The organism is Methylobacterium sp. J-068 (assembly GCF_022829445.1).
Taxonomy (GTDB): domain Bacteria; phylum Pseudomonadota; class Alphaproteobacteria; order Rhizobiales; family Beijerinckiaceae; genus Methylobacterium.
In genome coordinates this window covers 170,331-188,603 of record NZ_JAKSXY010000095.1, presented here as the reverse complement: position 1 = coordinate 188,603, position 18,273 = coordinate 170,331, and the positions used below count along the sequence as shown (strand labels likewise).

Annotated in this window: 12 protein-coding genes; 5 read left to right on the top strand and 7 right to left on the bottom strand. The window is 73.4% G+C overall.

Going from position 1 to position 18,273, the window contains the following annotated elements; all coding sequences use genetic code 11:
- Positions 1 to 42 precede the first annotated feature (42 nt).
- Entirely contained in the window at positions 43 to 681 is a 639-nt protein-coding gene (locus tag MKK54_RS16440) for a hypothetical protein (protein WP_244012268.1), read from the top strand.
- Between the two features lie 38 nt (positions 682 to 719).
- Here the strand turns inward: MKK54_RS16440 and MKK54_RS16435 are convergent, their stop codons facing one another.
- Positions 720 to 4,166, bottom strand: coding sequence for a YhaN family protein (locus MKK54_RS16435; RefSeq protein ID WP_244012267.1), 3,447 nt, complete (start codon positions 4,164 to 4,166; stop codon positions 720 to 722).
- Positions 4,167 to 4,203: 37 nt separating this feature from the next.
- Entirely contained in the window at positions 4,204 to 5,454 is a 1,251-nt protein-coding gene (locus MKK54_RS16430) for an exonuclease SbcCD subunit D (RefSeq protein WP_244012266.1), read from the bottom strand.
- Positions 5,455 to 6,020: 566 nt separating this feature from the next.
- On the opposite strand from MKK54_RS16430, the gene MKK54_RS16425 reads away from it, so the two are divergent.
- Positions 6,021 to 6,476, top strand: coding sequence for an RrF2 family transcriptional regulator (locus MKK54_RS16425; RefSeq protein WP_244012265.1), 456 nt, complete (start codon positions 6,021 to 6,023; stop codon positions 6,474 to 6,476).
- A 40-nt stretch (positions 6,477 to 6,516) separates the two neighbouring features.
- On the opposite strand, the gene MKK54_RS16420 is transcribed toward MKK54_RS16425, so the two are convergent.
- Positions 6,517 to 7,758, bottom strand: coding sequence for a sensor domain-containing diguanylate cyclase (locus MKK54_RS16420; RefSeq protein ID WP_244012264.1), 1,242 nt, complete (start codon positions 7,756 to 7,758; stop codon positions 6,517 to 6,519).
- Between the two features lie 219 nt (positions 7,759 to 7,977).
- Positions 7,978 to 8,907 carry an arginase gene (gene rocF / locus MKK54_RS16415; protein WP_244012263.1) on the bottom strand — a complete coding sequence of 310 codons (930 nt, stop codon included), beginning with the start codon at positions 8,905 to 8,907 and terminating at the stop codon, positions 7,978 to 7,980.
- 527 nt (positions 8,908 to 9,434) lie between these two features.
- Between rocF and MKK54_RS24545 the strand changes: the two genes are divergently transcribed.
- Positions 9,435 to 9,563, top strand: a complete 129-nt coding sequence (locus tag MKK54_RS24545; RefSeq protein WP_279597393.1) for a hypothetical protein — start codon at positions 9,435 to 9,437, stop codon at positions 9,561 to 9,563.
- Between the two features lie 42 nt (positions 9,564 to 9,605).
- Here the strand turns inward: MKK54_RS24545 and MKK54_RS16410 are convergent, their stop codons facing one another.
- Positions 9,606 to 12,029 carry a type IA DNA topoisomerase gene (locus tag MKK54_RS16410; RefSeq protein ID WP_244012262.1) on the bottom strand — a complete coding sequence of 808 codons (2,424 nt, stop codon included), beginning with the start codon at positions 12,027 to 12,029 and terminating at the stop codon, positions 9,606 to 9,608.
- A gap of 451 nt (positions 12,030 to 12,480) precedes the next feature.
- Here MKK54_RS16410 and MKK54_RS16405 point away from each other — a divergent pair, with 451 nt between their 5' ends.
- Positions 12,481 to 13,842: a TadE/TadG family type IV pilus assembly protein gene (locus tag MKK54_RS16405; protein ID WP_244012261.1), complete on the top strand. Its 1,362-nt coding sequence runs from the start codon at positions 12,481 to 12,483 to the stop codon at positions 13,840 to 13,842.
- 52 nt (positions 13,843 to 13,894) lie between these two features.
- Here the strand turns inward: MKK54_RS16405 and MKK54_RS16400 are convergent, their stop codons facing one another.
- Both MKK54_RS16400 and MKK54_RS16395 read right to left on the bottom strand, forming a co-directional pair.
- A complete protein-coding gene (locus MKK54_RS16400; protein ID WP_279597392.1) occupies positions 13,895 to 14,533 on the bottom strand; it encodes a TadE/TadG family type IV pilus assembly protein in 639 nt (212 codons plus the stop codon).
- Positions 14,527 to 15,021 (bottom strand): TadE/TadG family type IV pilus assembly protein, encoded by a 495-nt coding sequence (locus tag MKK54_RS16395; protein ID WP_244012259.1) that lies wholly within the window; start codon positions 15,019 to 15,021, stop codon positions 14,527 to 14,529. The genes MKK54_RS16400 and MKK54_RS16395 overlap by 7 nt, the downstream gene beginning before the upstream one ends.
- Before the next feature lie 338 nt (positions 15,022 to 15,359).
- Here MKK54_RS16395 and MKK54_RS16390 point away from each other — a divergent pair, with 338 nt between their 5' ends.
- The gene (locus MKK54_RS16390) at positions 15,360 to 18,173 is read left to right on the top strand and encodes an ATP-binding protein (RefSeq protein ID WP_244012258.1); all 2,814 of its coding nucleotides are present in this window, start codon (positions 15,360 to 15,362) and stop codon (positions 18,171 to 18,173) included.
- The last annotated feature ends 100 nt before the right edge of the window (positions 18,174 to 18,273 follow it).

The following is an 18,273-nucleotide window of genomic DNA, read 5'->3' as shown; positions in this document are numbered from 1 at the left end:
CGCTACGCCCGCGACGAGCCCTACGACGCGCTCCTGCTCGGTATGGCGCTGGTCGGCCTGCCGCTGACCCTGGCCACCTGGACGGCCGGGGCGGGGGCGGGCGGGCGCGCGGGCATGACCGTGCTGAAGGCGGCCCGACGCGGCGGCCGGCTCTCACCGGCGCTGGCCGCGAATCTCGGCCGCACGGTGCGCGCCGGCCTCGATCGCGAGGCGGTGGCCGGCGCGCTCACCGCCGCCGCCCGCCTGGATCTCGCCGGCGCGCGGGCCGCCGCCGGCCTCGCCATCCGCCCCGGCACGATGGCGCGCCTGTCGAATCTCGCCGGCGATTCCCTGGCGCTCGGCCGCCGCACGGGCCAGCGCGGGGTGATGCAGGTGCTCGGCCTCGCGCGCGACCCGGCCGACGTCACCCGCGCGCTCCGCCTCAGCGAGCGCCTCGGCCCCCGCACCCGCGCCGCCCTGGCGCTGCTCGGACGCGGCGCCCTGGCGCTCGGCAGCGGCCTCGCCGGCCTCGCGACGGCCCTCCTGGCGGGGCTGGCCTGGTGCTTGGGCGTGGCCCTGTTCTGCCGTCGACTGGGGTTGCTGCTGGGGCGGGCGATCTGGCGCCGGCCCCGAGCGCCCTCAGACCGGTCGATCCCTTCGGGATGGCGGATTGGGGCTTCGCTCCGGCGCCGCGCGGGCTGAGCGAGACCGTTTCCGCTTCGATCGAGCGGAAGAGGGTCTCACAGGTCCAGCACGTCCACCGCGTCGCCCAATCGGGCCCGGGCCAGGTCCGCCACGTGGCGGTGGTGGGTGAACAGGATCGGCTGGATGGTGTCGCCCACCGCCGCCAGGGCTTCGAGGCCGTGGGCGGTGCGGGCGTCGTCGAAGGTGAGGAAGAGGTCGTCGCCGATGAAGGGCGCGGGCTCGGCGCGGCTGGCGTAGTCCTCGAGATAGGCCAGCCGCAGGGCGAGGTAGAGCTGGTCGCGGGTGCCCTCGCTCAGGCCCTCGACGGGAACCAGTTCGCCGGTGGCGCGGCGCCCGGCGAGGCGGGGCGTGTCCGAGGCGTCGTAATCCTGGGCGAGGCCCGCGAAGGCGCCCCCGGTCAGCGCCCGGAACAGGGCGCCCGAACGGGTCAGGAGCGGGTCCTGCTGCCCCGCCCGGTGGCGGCCGATGGCGGTGCCGAGCATCAGGCTCGCGAGCTTCAGCACGGCCCAGTGCCGGGCATTGGTCTGGAGTTCGGCCTCCGCCGCCTTGCGCTGGGCGAGCGCCAGCTCGGCGCCGGTGCCCCCCTCCAGCTCGGCGCGGCGGCGCTCGTGCCGGTCGCGGTCGGCGAAGGCGCGCTGTCCGCGCTGGTCGAGGTCGTCCGCCTCGGCCGCGAGGTTGGCGAGAAGCCCCTCGATGTCGTCGCCCGTGAGGGCCGCGCGCTCGGCGCGCAGGTCGGCTTCCGCTTGGCCGTCGGCGGCGCGCGCCAGTTCGGCCCGGCGCTCGGCGCGTTCGGCCTCCCAGGCCCGGCGCGCGGTCAGGCGCGCGTGCAGCGCCTCCGGGTCGGTGCCGGGCGGGAGTGTCCCGGCCGCGCCCTCCGTCATGAGGGCGGCGAGATCGGCACCGGCCGCCAGCGCCGCGCGCTCCGCCTGCGCCCGGGCCGCCTCGGCCGCGTCGCGCTGGCGCGCCAGTTCCGCCCGGCGGGTCTCGCCCCTCAGGGCGTTCTGCAGGCGGGCATGCAGGGCCTTCATCGCGGCGGTCGGGGGAAGGCCGGCCAGATCGGGCGCGAGCGATTCCGTGAGGCGCGCCACCACGGCGCGATAGGCCTCCAGGTCGCGCAGGATGCCGTTGACGCGGCCGAGGCGGTTGTCGCGCTCGGACAGGGCCGCCGGCACCGCCCGCCAGGCGACGAGGGCGCTCTCGGCCTCGTCGGGACCGGCCCCGGCCGCGAGGCCGAGCGCGCCGAGCGCCGCGCCCCAGCCCGCGCGCCAGGCCGTCTCGCGGGCGTGTGCCTCGGCCAGGGCCGCCTCGGTGCGGGCGATCTGCCCAGCCGCGTCCACGGCGCGGATCTTGGCATCGCGCACCGCCTCCCAGCGCAGGCCGAGCTCCGCGATCCGGTCCGTGACCCGGGCGAGCATCCGCCCGACATCGAGGCCGTCGAGGTCGGGCAGGTCCGCCCGGCGGCTGAGATCGGCGAGGGGGGCCCGGCAGGCCTCGACCCGGGCGGCCATGCGGGCCTGCTCCAGGCGCGTGGTCTCCAGGGTCTGGCGGTCGTCGAGGAGGGTCTCGACCTCGGTGAGCCAGGCGGCCATCTCGGCCGGCGCGGCCGGCTCGATCCCGCAGGGCGCCCAGGCCTCGCGCCAGGCGGCGTCCCCCTCGGCGAGGCGGGCCTCGCAGGCGGCGAGCGCATCGGCCGCCGCCGCGGCTTCCGCCCGCTCGGTCTCCAGGCTCTGCGCGTCGGAGGCCTGCTCGGCGACGCGGGCGGCGTCGCTCACGAGGTCGTCCGCCGCCCGGTCGGCTTCGGCGAGCGCCGCGCCGAAGCGGGCGAAATCGTCGGGCGCGCCGTCGGGCAGGGCGGCGAGCAGGCCGTCGCGGCGGGCGCGCAGGGCCAGCAGATCCGCGCGGGTCGGAATCGGCCGCCCGGCCTCGCGCGCCCGGAGGCGAGCCAGGCGCTGGGCCACCGCTGCCTGCGCCGCGTCCCGGCGGTCGGCGGCCCGGTCGCGCTCGCGCATCACCGCGTCGAGGGTGCGCCGGAACCGGGCCACCGCCTCGGCCGAGGGCGGACGCCCGGCGTCGTAGGCGGCGAGATCCGGGATCGGGGGGCTCAGTCGGACGGCCTGGGCGCGGATCAGCCCGGCCTCCCGCGCCAGGGTGGCGGCGAGGTCGTCGCGCCGGTCGAGGTCGCGCGGCAGGGTGGCGAAGGTCCTGAGGTCGGCGCGCAGGGAGGCGGGGTCGGAGAGGGCGCCCGATTCCGCCATCGACGCGGCGAGCCGGTCCCGCTCGGCGCGGCGGGCGGCGAGGTCCTGGCTCAGCCGGGCGATCGTGGCCGCGTTCTCGCGACCGTCGCGGATCAGGCCCTCGATGCGCGTGCGCGCCGCGTCGGAGGGCTGGCGGGCGCGCAGGGCCTCCGCATCCGGCAGGCCGATGCGCGCGGCGAGCTGCGCGATCTCGCGCGCGAAGGCGTCGGCCTCGCCCTGGATGCGGGGCAGGTCGAGGCCGCCCTTGTCGAAGCGGTCGGTGCCGCGAAACGCCTCCAGGATCTCGTCGGCGCGGGCGAGCACGCCCTCGTCCACCGGCACCCGTTCCAGGGCTTGCGCCGCCTCGGCGGCGGCGGCCCCGGTGCGGGTCACGGCCTCGCCCGTCGCGCGCAGGGCGGCCAGCGCGAGGCCGAGCCGGTCGATCCAGGCCTCCGGCATCGCGATCGGGGCGGGCTCGGCGCGCGCGTCCACCGCGTCGATGGCCTGGAGCAGGGGGCCGACCCGGCGCAGGCGGGTGAGGCGCGCCTGCTCGGCGGCGATGCGCCCGCGGTTCGCCTTGATCTCGGCGAGCCGGGTGCCGGCGGCCTCGATCTCGGCGTTGAGGTCGCGCCAGTCGCCGGCGCGCAGTTCCCCGGCGCGGATCGCCTTGCGGGCCTCGTCGTAGCGGCCGAGCGCCTGGTAGAAGGTCCGGCTCTGGGCGGCGCGCGGCATGAAGATGCCGGCGGCCTCGCCCTCCAGCTCGGCCTGGAGGCCGCTGTAGCCGCGAAGCCCCGAGGCCGCCGCGAACAGGCTGGCGCCGACCTCGCCCTCGGCATCCATCATCTCGGCGGCCCCCGCCCGGAGCGCGCGGGCATCGAGGCCGAAGGCACGGCAGAACACCTCGCGGGCCAGCCCCCCGAGGAAGGGCGCGAGCGCATCCTCCGGCAGGGCCGCGTCGGCGGCGTCCACGAGGGTGTTCTTCGTGCCCTTGCGCCGGCGGAAGCCGAGACGGCGCCCGTCGCGCGCGCGGATCTCGGCGCCGATCCGCATCTGCGGCATGTCGTGCAGGAAGTCGTAGCGGGTGCGCGTCTCGATGCCGAACAGGAGGTCGGTGACGGCGCTCAGCGCGGAGCTCTTGCCGGCCTCGTTGGCGCCCAGCACCACGTGCAGGCGCGCATCCTCCCGGAACGTCACCGTGCGGTCCGTGAAGGGGCCGTAGCGTTCGAGGGCGAGGGAGAGGAGACGCATGGTTCGAAGGACGCTTTCGGGACCTTGGTGACGGATTCTAGCAGCTGCGGCCGGTGAGACGGCCGAGGATCACCGCCTCGGCCTCCGCGCAGAGGGCGTCGAGATCGGCGGCGAGGTCGTCATCGGCGGCGAGACCGCCCGGCATCCGGGCGGTGATCTCGGCCAGGGCCGCCCGGGCGCGGGCGCGGAACTCGGGGTCGTGGTCCACCGCCTCCAGCAGGGTCGCGGGGTCGATGGCCGCGAAGGCGTCGGGACGCGCCTCGGCGGCGGCGCGGCGGGGACGGACCGTCTCGATCTTCAGGCGCTCCAGCCAGATGTCCTCGTGGAGGCGATGGGCGGCGGCCTGAATCTCGGCGGTGAGCCCGTCGCGGTCGGCCGCGAGGCGGTCATGCGCCGGCGTCTCCCCGTGCAGGCGCACCCGCACGGCCACGAGGCGCTCGGCAGCGGCCTCCGCGACCGGGCGCAGGGCCGCCTCGATGGCGGCCACGGCCTCGCGCTCGCCGGCCGCGCCCACGAGATCGACCTCGAGGTGGTGGAAGCGGGCGTGGTCGACGATGAGGCGCTCCACCTGCCCGACCACGCCGTCGGCGACGGAGACGGCGACCGCGCCCTTGGGCCCGCACTCACGGATGCTGCGGCCCTGGAGGTTGCCCGGGAACACGATCCAGGGATCGCGGGACAGTTCGGCGTAGTCGTGGACATGCCCGAGCGCCCAGTAGCCGTAGCCGCGTGCCGCCAGGTCCGCCACCGAGCAGGGGGCGTAGGTGGCGTGGGCCGCATGGCCGGTGCAGGAGGTGTGCAGGATGCCGATGTTGAACCAGCCGGGGAGGGCGGCCGGGTAGGTGAGGGCGTAGTTCTCCTCCACCGCCCGGTTCGGGAAGCTGCGCCCATGCAGCGCGACCCGCAACGCGTCGAGGCGGTGGGTCTCGGCCCGCGCCGTGGAAAAGTTGCGTACGGAGGCCGGCAGCGTGACGGAGCGCGTGACGACGCTCTCGGCGTCGTGGTTGCCGCGCACCAGGAAGACCGGGATGCCGGCCCGGTCGAGCCGCGCGACCTGCCGGGCGAAGAACAGCCCGATGGTGTTGTCGGACCAGTCGCCGTCATAGACGTCGCCGGCCACGACCAGGAAGGCGACGCCCCGCTCGATCGCATACGTGACGAGGTCCTCGAAGGCCCGGCGGCCGGCCGAGGCGAAGCGCCGGGCGATGTCCGGATCCTTGAGGGCGAGGCCGGTGAGGGGGCTGCCGAGGTGCAGATCGGCGGCGTGGATGAAGGTGAACGCGGACATCGTCTCTGTTCTGGGCGGCCCCGCTCGGGCCGAGGCGCCGGCCGGGACCGGACACGGGGTCGGGCATAAGCCCGGCGAGGGGCCGCAGGGTCGCGGGTTTGACGCGGGATTGCAACGCGCCGGGCCGCGGGCGCCCACACCTCATACCAGTACCTGAGGGCTGGCCGTTGTTTGATACGGCCCGGGCGCCCGGGTTTCTCGCCGGGCCGATCCCGTCCCATCCTGCCGGGCGAGCGCCGAGGAGCGGGCGTCCCGGCGGAGGGGGCCAGGCGGTCCGGACCAGACCAGTCCGGGCGCGCGCAGCCCCTGGACCGGCCCCGTCTTATCGATTCATTATACCTATACAACTATAGCCTGGATCTGAACGGCTGAATTAGAAATTTGTCAAATCGATCCTCCGACGAGACGCACGAACTGGAAGCCGGTGTTCCGCAAGCGCTCCCGACGACCCGGGGCACGATGCGTCGGATCGAAGGCCGGTCCGGCCTCGCGGCGCGCGTCGGGGCAAGCCTCCGGGACCGTGCCGCGATCTCACGGGATCGTCCTCTGGCCCGAGTACAATCCCCATGCGGCTGACCCTCTACTCCGACTACGCCCTGCGCATCCTGATGTATCTCGGCGTGAATGGCGGGCGGCGGAGTTCGACCGCCGAGATCGCCCGCGCCTTCCGCATCTCGGAGAGTCACCTGACGAAGGTGGTGCATCGCTTGGGCCGCCTGGGTCTGGTCCGGACGATGCGGGGCCGCGGGGGCGGCCTGCGCCTGGGCAGACCCCCGGCCGAGATCCAGGTCGGAGCCGTGATCCGGGAAACGGAGGAGGATTTCGCGCTGACCGAGTGCTTTACCGGGAACGGCTGCGCGGTGACGCCGGCCTGCCGCCTGCGGCGGATGCTGAACGACGCGATGGCCGCCTTCCTGGCCGTGCTCGACCGCTACACCCTGGCCGATCTCATCGGGGAGGCCGGCCCGGACATCGCGCGGCTGCTCGGCCTCGACGCGCCTTCCGCCGAGGCTCCCACCTGAGCGGGCGGAGCGGGCCGGCGCCGGACCGCGCGCGGGAATTTCAGACGAACACGACGTCGAGGTGCCCGTCGGTCCTCAGCGCGATCCGGCAGGCGCGCGAGGCCCCGTCGGCGGGGATGGCGAGCGTGAACGTCTCGGGCAGGCCGGCCGTGCCGGACACCGACAGGCCGGCGCCCTCGTCGGACAGGCTGCGGATCGTGCAATCGACGACCGGGCGGCCGTCGTCGAACGCGATCCGGCCCGCCTTCAGGACCCGCCGACGGACCGCCTGCTGCGGCCGCGGCACCGGCCGCCACGCGACGCAGCGGTCCCGGCCCTCCGCCTTGGCGGCATAGAGCGCGGCGTCGGCATTCTCCAGAAGCGCGTCCAGGTCGGCGGCCGCGGGGTCGAGGACCGCGACGCCGAAGCTCGCGGTGACGCGAAGGAGACCGCCCGGAACCGGCACGCCGACCCGGGCGATGGCCGCCCGCAACTTCCCGGCGACGGTCATCGCGGAGGCCAGGTCGGTATGGGGCAGGAGCACGGCGAACTCCTCGCCGCCCAGCCGCCCGAAGACGTCCGAGGCCCGCAATTCCGTGCGGCAGGCCGTGGCTATCTCCGCCAGGACGCGGTCGCCGACGGGATGCCCGTGCCCGTCGTTGACCGCCTTGAAATGATCGAGATCCAGCATGATGCAGCTTAGCGGATGGCGGTGCCGCAGCGCCAGGGACAGGCTGCGGCCGCACTCGTCGCGGAAGGCGCGCCGCGACAGGGTCCCGGTGAGGGCGTCCGTCATGGCGACGCGGCGCAGTTCGAGTTCGCTCATCACGATATGCGAGAGGTCGGCCAGGATCTCGACGTCGGCATCGGGCAGGTGGCGCGGCCGGGTGTCCATGGCGCACAGGGTGCCGATGCTGTGGCCCTGCGGGGTGCGCAGGGGAACGCCGGCATAGAAGCGGATATGGGGCGAGCCGAGGACGAAGGGATTATCGGAGAAGCGGGCATCCGCGCGGGCATCCGGCACGACGAGGGCGCACGGCTCGTGCATCGCGAGATTGCACAGGGCGGGCCCCCGCGGCGTCTCGCAGGCCTCGACGCCCGAGCGGGACTTGAACCATTGCCGATGCCCGTCGATCAGCGCGATCGTCGACATCGGCACGTCGAGGATCCGGCGGGTCAGGCGGGTGATGCGGTCGAAACCCTCCTCCTGCGGCGTGTCGAGGATGTCGTAACGATCGAGGGCGGCCAGCCGCTCGTCGTCGATCCGCGCCGCGCGCGCCATCGCGTCGTCTCGTGAAGTCACGTGCCTGATCATCCCGACGGGATATAGGGGAAGATGAATTACGAAATCCTCACATTTTCGATCGGTTGTGATACAATCTGAGGATGATCTTGATAGAAATCCTAACCTTCGACCGCCCGCAACCGAAGCCTCGTCTCCGTGTTGCTTGAATCGCACGCCGCCGGAACGGATTTCAGCGCGCGATCCGAAACAATGCCCGCGCCTCGTCCTGCCACTCCCTCAATAGCTCTGCGTCGGCCGGTCGAGGACGCGCCGGCCCATGAGGCTGGCGGCGAGGTCGACCATGAGGTGCGCGGTGCGCCCGCGCTCGTCGAGGAAGGGGTTGAGTTCGACGAGGTCGAGGCTGCCGACGAGGCCGGAATCGTGCAGCATCTCCATGATCAGGTGCGCCTCGCGGAAGGTGGCGCCCCCCGGCACCGTGGTGCCGACGGCGGGGGCGATGCCGGGGTCGAGGAAATCGACGTCGAGGCTCACGTGCAGGCGCCCGCCCGCCGCCGCGACGCGGCGGAGGAAAGCCCGCAGGGGGGCGGCGACGCCGGACTCGTCGATGGCGCGCATGTCGTGGACCAGAACGCCGGCCTCGCGCACCGCGATCCGTTCCGCCGGGTCGAGGCTGCGGGTGCCCATCAGGCAGACATGGGCAGGATCGACGGGCGCGGCCAGGGCCGGCAGGTAGCCGTCGAAGCCCGCAAGCCCGGTGGCGTAGGCCAGCGGCACGCCGTGCAGGTTTCCGCTCGTGCTGCTGTCGAGGGTGTGGAAATCCGCGTGCGCGTCGAGCCAGAGCACGAAGAGCGGCCGGCCCTCCTCGGCCGCCCGCCGTCCGAGGCCCGAGAGCGTGCCCGCCGACAGGCTGTGATCGCCGCCGAGGAAGATCGGGATACCCGTGCCGCTCGCCGCGTGGGCCGCCTCGGCGAGCACCTCCGTCCAGGCCGCGACGGCGCCGAGATGGCGCAGCGCCCCGTTGGGATGGGCGCGCGCGACGTGCGGGCGTGGAACCAAGTCGCCCGCATCGACGATCTCGAGGCCGAGGCCGGACAGGGTCTCGGCCAGGCCCGCCGCCCGGTAGGCGCTCGGCCCCATGTCGCAGCCGAGGCGCCCGGCGCCCTCCTGGATGCGGACACCGATGAGGGTGACGCGCGGGGTCGTCATGGGCGGATGGACCACGCCCTCAGGAGTCTTGCCCTCCGGAATCATGGGCCGCCTCGCTGCGCGTCGGGTTCGAAGGTTCACGCCCGCCCCTGGCCAGGATCGTGCCGCTCGACGGGCAGGTAGGGCCGGGATCGCGCCGGACGAGACCGATACCGCGTCCGCTCGAGAAAAGCCGGGATCCGCCATCTCCGGAAGGATTGCCGGATCGGGCATGACAGGCCCCCGCATCCGAATCCGCCCGGCGCGCGCGTCAAAGAATTTGTTAACCAATCCGGCCTCAGCCTCCGCCCGTCCCGTCGGCGGCCCTGCCGTCCGGCCGGATCGGGAGAAACGACGCGAGGCCGGGAGCGCGGTGAGGACAGGTTCGGGAGAATGCGTTTCGACGAAATCCGCTGCGGCGGAGCGTATTCGAAGCCCATCCACCCGAGCGCGTCCTTAATCCCGCCCTGTTCTCCGAGCCCATTGGTCGAGACCGGTGCTCCTGCCGCAAGCAGAGGCCGACCGGTTCTTGGAAAGGAGCCTGATCCATGATCAAAACGCTGCTGGCGCTCTTCACCGTCGCCGCCGTCCTGACGATCCGGGCGTTCCTCAAACTTCTCTGGCTGCCGTTCCAAAGCTTCGGCGGCCTCTTCCGCGGCCGTCCCGCCGCCACCTGACACGGGCCGACCCGAGCGCGTCACTCGCCCGGGATCCCCCGATCACGACGTGGACGCGCGCCGGAGCTGGCGCCCGGCCTTGCGCCGCCGCGGCTTGGGAGCGTCCGCCTTGACGGACCGCGCCCTGCCCGCGGCGCGCGCGAGGCGGCCGGCCTCCGCAATGCCCGCGGCCTCGACGGAATCCGAGGCCTTCGGCGCCGCATGGGCGTCCAGGAATTCACGGCAGACATCGAACCGCGTCTCGATCTCCGGCGGGCATGCGAGCCCACGCTCCGCGGCGAGGCGACGCGCATAGGCCAGCATGGCCGCGCTCGGCGGCCGCGCGGCGCCCCGGACAGCGGCGGCATCGCCAGGGGCGCGCGGTCCCGCATGGGCGTCCAGGAAGGCGCGGCAGCGAACGAGGCTGCTCCTGCATCCGCGCGGCAGCGCGACCCCCTTGCGCGCGGCCAGCGACACCGCGAAGGCGATCATCGCCGGCGTCGGCGCCCGGTCGCCGCCCCGTCCCGGCGCATTCGGGTTCGGCGGGATCGCGTCGGGATCGAGGCTGACCGCCTCCGCCCGGCCGATCGCGGCGATCAGCGCGTCGAGCCGCGCGCGGGTGCGCTCCCGGAAAGCCTGCGCCCGCGCGCGCGCCTCGTCGCGCGTGGTGGCCCGGCCGATCTCGGCCAGATCCGCCTCGAACATCGCCCGCCCCACGGGGTCGCCATAGGCCGGAAAGACCCGCCGCACCGCCCCGATGAAGGCGAGCCCGACCTCGGTCACCGCGATCGCCGGGTCCTTGCCGTCCGCGAGGCTGACGTAGTGGCTCTTCAGGAGCTTGGGCAGGATCGTGTCGCGGGTCGCCGCCGTGCCGAGCCCCTTCGGCTCGTTCGGGTTGACGGGATTCTCCAGGGCGCGCCGGGCCACGGGGTCCTCGACCTGATCGATCAGGCGCCCCATCACGACCGGCAATTCGCCCCGGGTGATGCGCCGGGGGGGCTCGGTCACCGCCTCGGCGATCTCGGCGCCCGTGGCCGTAGCCGCCTCGCCGTCGCTCACGCGCGGCAGGCGGGCGACGCTGGCCTCGTCCTCCGGCTTCGCCTTTCCGGGAACGACGTCCGGCTCGGCCTCCGCCTCGGCGCCGTAGAGCGCGCGCCAGCCCGGCACCCGGACGACGCGGCCGGTGACGGCGAAGCGTTTGGGACCGAGCGGCGTCGCCACCTCCGCCGTCACGGCGGTGCGGGCATCGATCCCGTCGGGCAGGTGGGCGGCGGCGTAGGCCTTCGCCACGAGGTCCCAGAGCCGGGCCTGATCGGCGTCGAGCCGGCCGCGCTCGGGCACCTTGCGCAGGGGCACGATGGCGTGGTGCTCGCCCGGATCCTTGACGTAGTGCCCCCGGGCGCCGCGCCGGATCACCGGCCCGTCCGGCGGCACGAGGGCGCTCAGTTCGGCGATCACGGTTCCGATGGCGGCCAGCACGGCGGCGGCGTCCCCGGCCTGGCCCTCGGGCAGAGACTCGGATTCCGTGCGCGGGTAGCTGAGATAGCCCTGGTCGTAGAGATCCTGGGCGAGGCGGGCGGTGTGCTGCGGGTCCCAGCCGAAGCGCTTCGCGCAGCGCCGCGCCAGGGTGTCCTTCGAGAACAGGCGCGGGGGCGCGCGCCGCACGTCGCGCTGCTCCACCGCCAGCGGCCCGGACCAGGCGGCGGCCGCCGCCCGGATCGTCTCGGCCGCCGCGCGCTCGAAGATCCGCTCTTTGGGCATGTGCCACAGGGTCAGGGCGCCGCCCGTGCCGGTCTCGGCATGCAGCGCGACCTTGAAGAAGTCCTGCGGCACGAACGAACGGATGCGCGCCTCGAGGTCGGCGAGAATCGCCAGCGTCGGTGACTGCACGCCGCCGAAGCGCCAGGGCTCGCGGAAGGCCGGCGGGCGCAGGCGCAGGGAGATGGCCCGCGTGCCGTTCAGGCCGAGATGATAATCCTCGTACTGGCGGCAGAGCGCCTCCAGGTAGGCCGCGTAGTCGCGCGCGCCGGAATCCGGCTCCCGCGCCAGGGCGGCGAAGGCGCGGCGGATCGAGACGTCGTCGAGCGCCCCGAGCTTCAGGCGGTCCACGCGCCCGCGCCAGCCGAGATGCTCCAGCACCTCCCAGGCGATCATCGAGCCCTCGCGTCCCGGATCGGTGGCGATGATGACGCGCTCGACCCCCCGCAGGGCCGCCGCGATGGCGGCGATCCGGCCCGAATGGGACTGGCCCGAGCGGTTGGTGCCGCAGCGGACCGGGATGGTGTCGAGCACGATGGGCAGGGTCTCGAAGTGCCAGGGCTTCCATTCGGGCCGGATCTTCCCGGGCTCCTCGGCGGCGAGCAGGTGGCCCTCGGCCGCGACGCAGACCGTGGCGGGCGAGCGGAAGAAGCGCTGGAGCTGGCGCATCGCCGAGGGTTTCTCGAAGAAGAACAGCGTGCGGCCCGGGCGAGCGGCGCCGGAGGTCATGACCGTGCTCTCCCGCGCATCCATCCCTGTCTCTCGCCTTGCGCCCGGATCGTCACGTCGGTTCCCACTCTGTTCTCATATGAGGGGAGGGCGGCGGGCCTGACAAGGGGCTGACGAGCGGGAGGATGAACGAGGTCGGTTCCGTCGGCCGGGCCGGGGCATCGGCCGGTTCGGTCCGCGTCGCGCCGCCGCATCGGAGCCCGCCATGCAACGAAAAGTATAAATCTCGCCCGCGACAAGCCGCACGGGCGTCTCAGTGTCTCTCACAAAACTCCCGCTGCGCTGCCGTGCCCAGAGTGAGGATCGGCGGTGGTCGGGAGTTTTGTGAGGCACTCTTAAGCCTTTGTTGAGCGAACATATCCAGGACATTCCCCGTCCCTCTCCGCTTCATGGAATCGATAAGACTGTCTGCCACGACGAAACCATGATGACCTCCCCGGCACGCGCAGGCATGGCTCGATTCCGCCAGGACAGGAGCGGCGGCGTGCTCGTGCTGTTCGCCCTGATGATGCCGGTCCTGATGGGCCTGAGCGCGGCGGCGATCGAGTATGCCTCCCTGGTCAAGCGCCGGGCCGAACTCCAGCGCTCGGCCGACACCGCCAGCATCGCGGGGGTCAACCAGTTCAAGCTCGCCAATGCCGACGACGTGGCGGCGATCCGCACCGCGGAAGCCATGGCCCGCGCCCAGGCGCGCAGCCCCAATCCCGGGACGATGCTGATCAAGGCCCAGGTGGTCGGCACCCATTCGGGCGTCCAGGTCACGATCTCCGAGGAGGTGCCCCTCTCCCTGGGCAAGCTCATCAACATGCCGAGCGTGGCCGTGAGCGTGCAATCCACGGCCAAGCTCGCCGGGACCACGCGCCTGTGCCTGCTCGCCCTCGACGCGCTCTCGATCGGCGCGTTCCACCTCGAGAGCGCGGCCCGGATCACCGCCTCGGACTGCTCGCTCTACTCGAATTCCCTGCACCCGGCCGGCATCCAGGGGGAGAATGCGGCCGTCGCCTCCGCCCTCTCGATCTGCTCGGCGGGCGGCTACGCCGGCTCGGGCGCCAACTTCACGCCGCCGCCGGCCACCGGCTGCCCGCCCCTGCGCGATCCCCTCGCCGACCGGCAGGGCCCCACCCCCGAATCCTGCATCAACCTGCTCGGCATGCTGCTCAACCCCAAGAAGCTGATCGATGGCCTCGACAATCTCCTCTACGGGGCGGTCGTCGTCAGCGGCAACGTCACCCTCCGGCCGGGCACGTATTGCGGGGGCCTGCACATCACGAAGGGCGCCCGCGTCACTCTGGAACCGGGCGTCTACATCATGAAGGACGGCCCCCTGGTCGTCGACAAGCACGCCAGCCTCACGGGGGTCAACACCGGCTTCTACTTCACGGGCGTGCGCGGCGGCGTGCTGTTCGACCAGAAGAGCGTCATCAGCCTCACCGCGCCCCGGGACGGCATCATGTCGGGCCTGCTGCTCTTCGAGGACCGCAACGCGCCGCCGCCCCTGCCGTCCCTGCTGCCGCTCGACGGGAAGGGCCTGGCGAAGCCGGCGCCGGGCGGATTGATCGCGGCGCGCGAGTACCGGATCATCAGCGACAACGCGCGCACGCTGCTGGGCACCATCTACCTGCCCGTCGGGCGCCTGATCATCGATTCCTCGAAGCCCGTCGCGGACCAGTCCGACTACACGGTCATCGTGGCGCGGATGATCACCCTCTACGACGGCCCCAACCTCATCCTCAACGCCCGCTACAGCAGTACCGACATCCCGGTTCCGAAGGGCGTCGGTCCGAGCTCCGGCGACACGCAGCTCACGCAGTAGCGGCTCCCGGCCGGCGACGCGCGCCCGTGAGGGCGCGTCTCCTGCGGTTCTCTCAGCGCACGGGGCAGGGCGCTCCGCTGGCGATGACGATCTCGGGGCTCTGGCTCGCGTAGCGCCGCCCGTAGCGGACCGGCCACAGGGTCTTTCGCGACATCGTGAAGCCGGCCGCGTCGTCCTTGAAGAAGGCCGAACCCGTCACCGGCCTGTAGACCGTCGAGATCTCGACGAGGAGGAGGCGGGTTCCCCTGGGCTGGAGGCTGTCCGCGGCGTCCACCGGGGCCGGGGTGCCGGGAATCCGCAGCGGCGAGTTCGGCGCCGCCACGCTGGAGCAGACCTGCAGGAAGCCCGTCTCCTCGTCCCCCACCACACCGACCGCGCTCACCGTCATCCGGATGCCGGCGCTGTCCAGGGGCGCCATCACGATGGAGGCGACCTGGAAGATGTCGCTGGCCTCCGCCGAGGTCGGGGCGTTGCGCTGGGAGAAGGTGTCGCCCAGCGTCCGGGACAGGAGGTCGAGCTTGCGCGCATGGCGCAGGGCGGTGGTCAGTTCGACGGTCCCGAAATAGATCAGCAGCAGGAGCGGGGTCACCAGCGCGAATTCCAGGATGGCGATGCCGTCCTGCGCCCGCGCGAACCGGGCGCGGAGCCGCGAGCCCGCGCAACGCGCACGACGGACAGCCTCGGCTAGCAACCGGCGCTGCCCGTGGAATTGCCGTCGAGCTGAATCACCGAGGTCGCGAGGATCAGCTGACTGCCATCCTTGAACCGGCTCGTGGCGGCGCCGAACTTCTGGAAGGTCTGCTGGGCCAGGGCGGCCTGAACCACGACGACGCTGCCCTTCGCCAGGCAGCCGTGCTGCTCCCCGAAGCCCGCACGCCACGTCCCCGTCGAGGGGTCGACGGGGCCGGCCTTGTCGATCCGGCCGAAGCTGTCATAGGCCGCGACGTCGACCTTGAGGTTCTCGCACTTCACGAAAGGGGACACCTGCTGGCACAGCTCGCCGCGAATGCCGTCGACCAGCGCCGTCGAGGAGGCCTGGCCCTGGATGTAGAACTGCCGCATGGACGTATCGAGACCATTGTCCAGCGCGGACGAGATCCAGTAGACCAGGGCGCCCTCGAGCAACGCGAAGATGAGGATGCAGAGCGGAAACAGGATCATCGCGAACTCGACCGCCATCGCTCCGCGCTGATCCGCGCCGAACCGCGAGGCCATCCGGCATCGGCGGATCCTGCCCGTGGCCACGGATCGACGGGCCTGCGGGCGACACGGCTTGGACTGAGGCGATGGATCTGCAGTCAGGGCGTGCATTTCAAGCTCATGCACCTGTCGCGCGGATAACAGATCGTGACGAAGGCCAGACCTGGATCGATCCATGCAAGATCAGGGCGGACGCCACGTCTACAAGGCCACGCTTAATTTTCCGCCAACCTCACGCCCGGCGCGGCGATCGCGGGTCGTAACGCGGCGTGGACGGTTAAGGCCATCCATACGAAGCCCGCCTATGCTGCGTGACCATGAGCGATCCGCGTCCCGCATCTTCTCTCGTCCCGGGATCTTCCGTTCGGGACTCCGCTCCCCACTCGGGCTCCCGGCCGCCGAGGCTGCGCGTCGCGCGCTCCCTCGCGGCCCGGCTCGCCCTGGCGGTCTTCGGCTCCGTGGTCCTGGCGCTCGCCCTGGCGACGGCCTTTTCGCTCTGGCAGGAGGTTCATCGCTACGCGGAGACCAAGCGCGAGTCGCTCAGCACCATCGCGGAGATCTTCGCCGCCGCGAGCGCGCGGGCGGTCGATGCGGGGGATGCCGCGATGGCGGCGCGCACCCTCAACGCCATCGGCCGGCGCAGCGACCTCGTCTATGCGGGGATCGAGCGTCCCGACGGCTCGATCCTGGCCGACCGGGGCCTCGCCGTCCGGCTGGTGAGCGACGTCGACCTCGGCGAGGGCGGATCGCCCTTCGGCCTGCTCCTGAGCCGGACCGCGCAGGTCCAGGTCCCGATCCTGGAGGCGGGGCGCCGGGTCGGCACCCTGGTGCTCGTCGCCGACACCACCGACCTGCCCGGCCGCGTCCTGTCCCTGCTCAAGGCCTCCGCCCTCGGCTGGCTCCTCGCCCTCGGCTTCGGCCTGTTCCTGTCCTACGGGCTGCAGCGCGCGATCACCCATCCGATCGCCGCGCTCGCCGAGACCATGGACGGGGTGCGCGCGTCCCAGGATTATGCCCGGACGGCCCGGATCGTGCGCGACGACGAGGTCGGGGTCCTGGCCCGCTCCTTCAACGCCCTCCTCGGCGCCCTGCGCGAGCGCGACGCCCGGCTGGCGCGGCACATGGAGCACCTGGAGAACGAGGTCGCGGCGCGCACCGTCGACCTGCACGAGGCCAAGGAGGCGGCGGAGGCGGCCAACCACGCCAAGTCGAGCTTCCTCGCCACCATGAGCCACGAGATCCGCACGCCGCTGAACGGCATGCTGGTCATGGCCGAGCTCCTGGCCGACGCGGACCTGCCGGAGCGCCAGAAGCGGCACGCGGAGGTCATCGCCCGGTCGGGCCAGAGCCTGCTCGCCATCATCAACGACATCCTCGATTTCGCGAAGGTCGAGGCCGGCAAGCTGGAACTCGAGCACGTCGCCCTCGATCCGGCCGAGATCGTGGACACCGTGGTCTCGCTGTTCGCCGAGAAGGCCCGCGAGAGCGGCCTCGACCTCGCCGCCACCGTGGCGCCCGACGTTCCCGCCCGCCTCCTCGGCGATCCGGTGCGCCTCGGCCAGATCCTCGGCAACTTCGTCAACAACGCCCTGAAGTTCACGCCGGCCGGCTCGGTGCGCGTGCGCCTGGAGCGCGGTGCCGCCGGCGGCCTGCGGCTGAGCGTGCGGGACACCGGCATCGGCATCGCCGCCGACAAGGTCGGAGGCCTGTTCTCGGCCTTCTCCCAGGCCGACCAGTCGACCACCCGCCGCTTCGGCGGCACCGGCCTCGGCCTCTCCATCGCCCAGCGCCTGGCGCTCGCCATGGGCGGGCGCATCGGCGTCGACAGCCGGCTCGGCGAAGGCTCGACTTTCTGGACCGAATTGCCGCTGGAGGCCGCCGACGCGAGCCCGCGCGCCGCACCCCGGCGGGCGCCGGGCGTGACGTCCCGCATCGTCGTGGCGGTCGCGGGCGAGGCCACGGGCGACAGCCTGCGCGAAGGGCTCGCGGCGGCGGGCTTCGCACCGGCCGGCCCCGGCGCGCCCGCCGAGGCGGACGCCCACTGGATCGCGGACGCCGCCGCGATCCGGACGCTGGGCCGCCGCCGCGGGGGCCTGGGCCGCGTGCTGGCCCTGGCCCGCTTCGGCGACCCCGCCGGCACCGCCATCCTGGAGGCGGGCTGGGCCGACGCGCTCCTGACCTGGCCCCTGGTCCAGGCGGAATGGGGGCCCGCGCTGGCGGCGCTGGCGAGCGGAACCGACTTCGCGCGCCGCGACGCGCGCCCGGCGGAAGCCCGGACGATCCTGCCGCAATTCCCCACCGCCCGGGTGCTGGTGGCGGATGACAGCGCGGTGAACCGCGAGGTCGCCCGCGCGGCGCTGGCGCGCTGCGGCATCACCGCGATCGTCATGGTGGAGGACGGGCAGGCCGCCGTGGACGCCTGCCGGGCGGGCGCGTTCGACCTCGTGCTCATGGATGGCAGCATGCCGATCCTCGACGGCTACGCGGCCGCCGCCGCGATCCGGGCCGAGGAGGCCTCGCGGGGAGCCGAGCGCCTGCCCATCGTCGCCCTGACCGCGCACGTGGTGGGCGCGGCGGCCGAGGCCTGGCGCGCGGCCGGCATGGACGGGACGCTGACGAAGCCCTTCAGCCTCAGCGGGCTCGGCGACATGCTGCTGCGCTTCCTGGACGCGCCACAGGGGGCGACCGGCGAGGCCGGGACCGGACAGGAGCGGGCTTCCGCAGGATCCGCCGGCCCGTCGGACGACGCCGACCTCCTCGACACCGAGGTGGTGGACGGCCTCGCGGACATGGCCGAGCGGGCAGGTGCTGGCTTTGCCGCGCGCATCCTCGCCCTCTACACCGAGAATGCCCCGGCCGCCCTCGAGGCCCTGCGCGACGCCGCGGGCGCGGCGGATGTCGCCCGCGCGGCCCATGGCCTGCGCTCGATGAGCCTGAACATCGGCGGGCGCGCCCTGGCGCGGGCGCTCGCGGAGATCGAGGAGGCCGCGCGGACGGAGGCGCGCCTCCCGTCCCCCGACGCCATCGCGGCCCTCGCGCCCCTGATCCGGCGCACCACGGAGCGGGTCGGCGCGCGGCTGGGCCTCGAAACGGAGGCCGCCGCTCCCGGCGAGACCCGCCTGTCCGCCTGAACCGGGAGCCGCCCTCCCATCGACAAAAGATCCCGCGCGACGGGCACGGGTCGTCGCTCACACGGCAGGCGGGTCAGGTTCGCTCAGGAGCCCTCGGCGC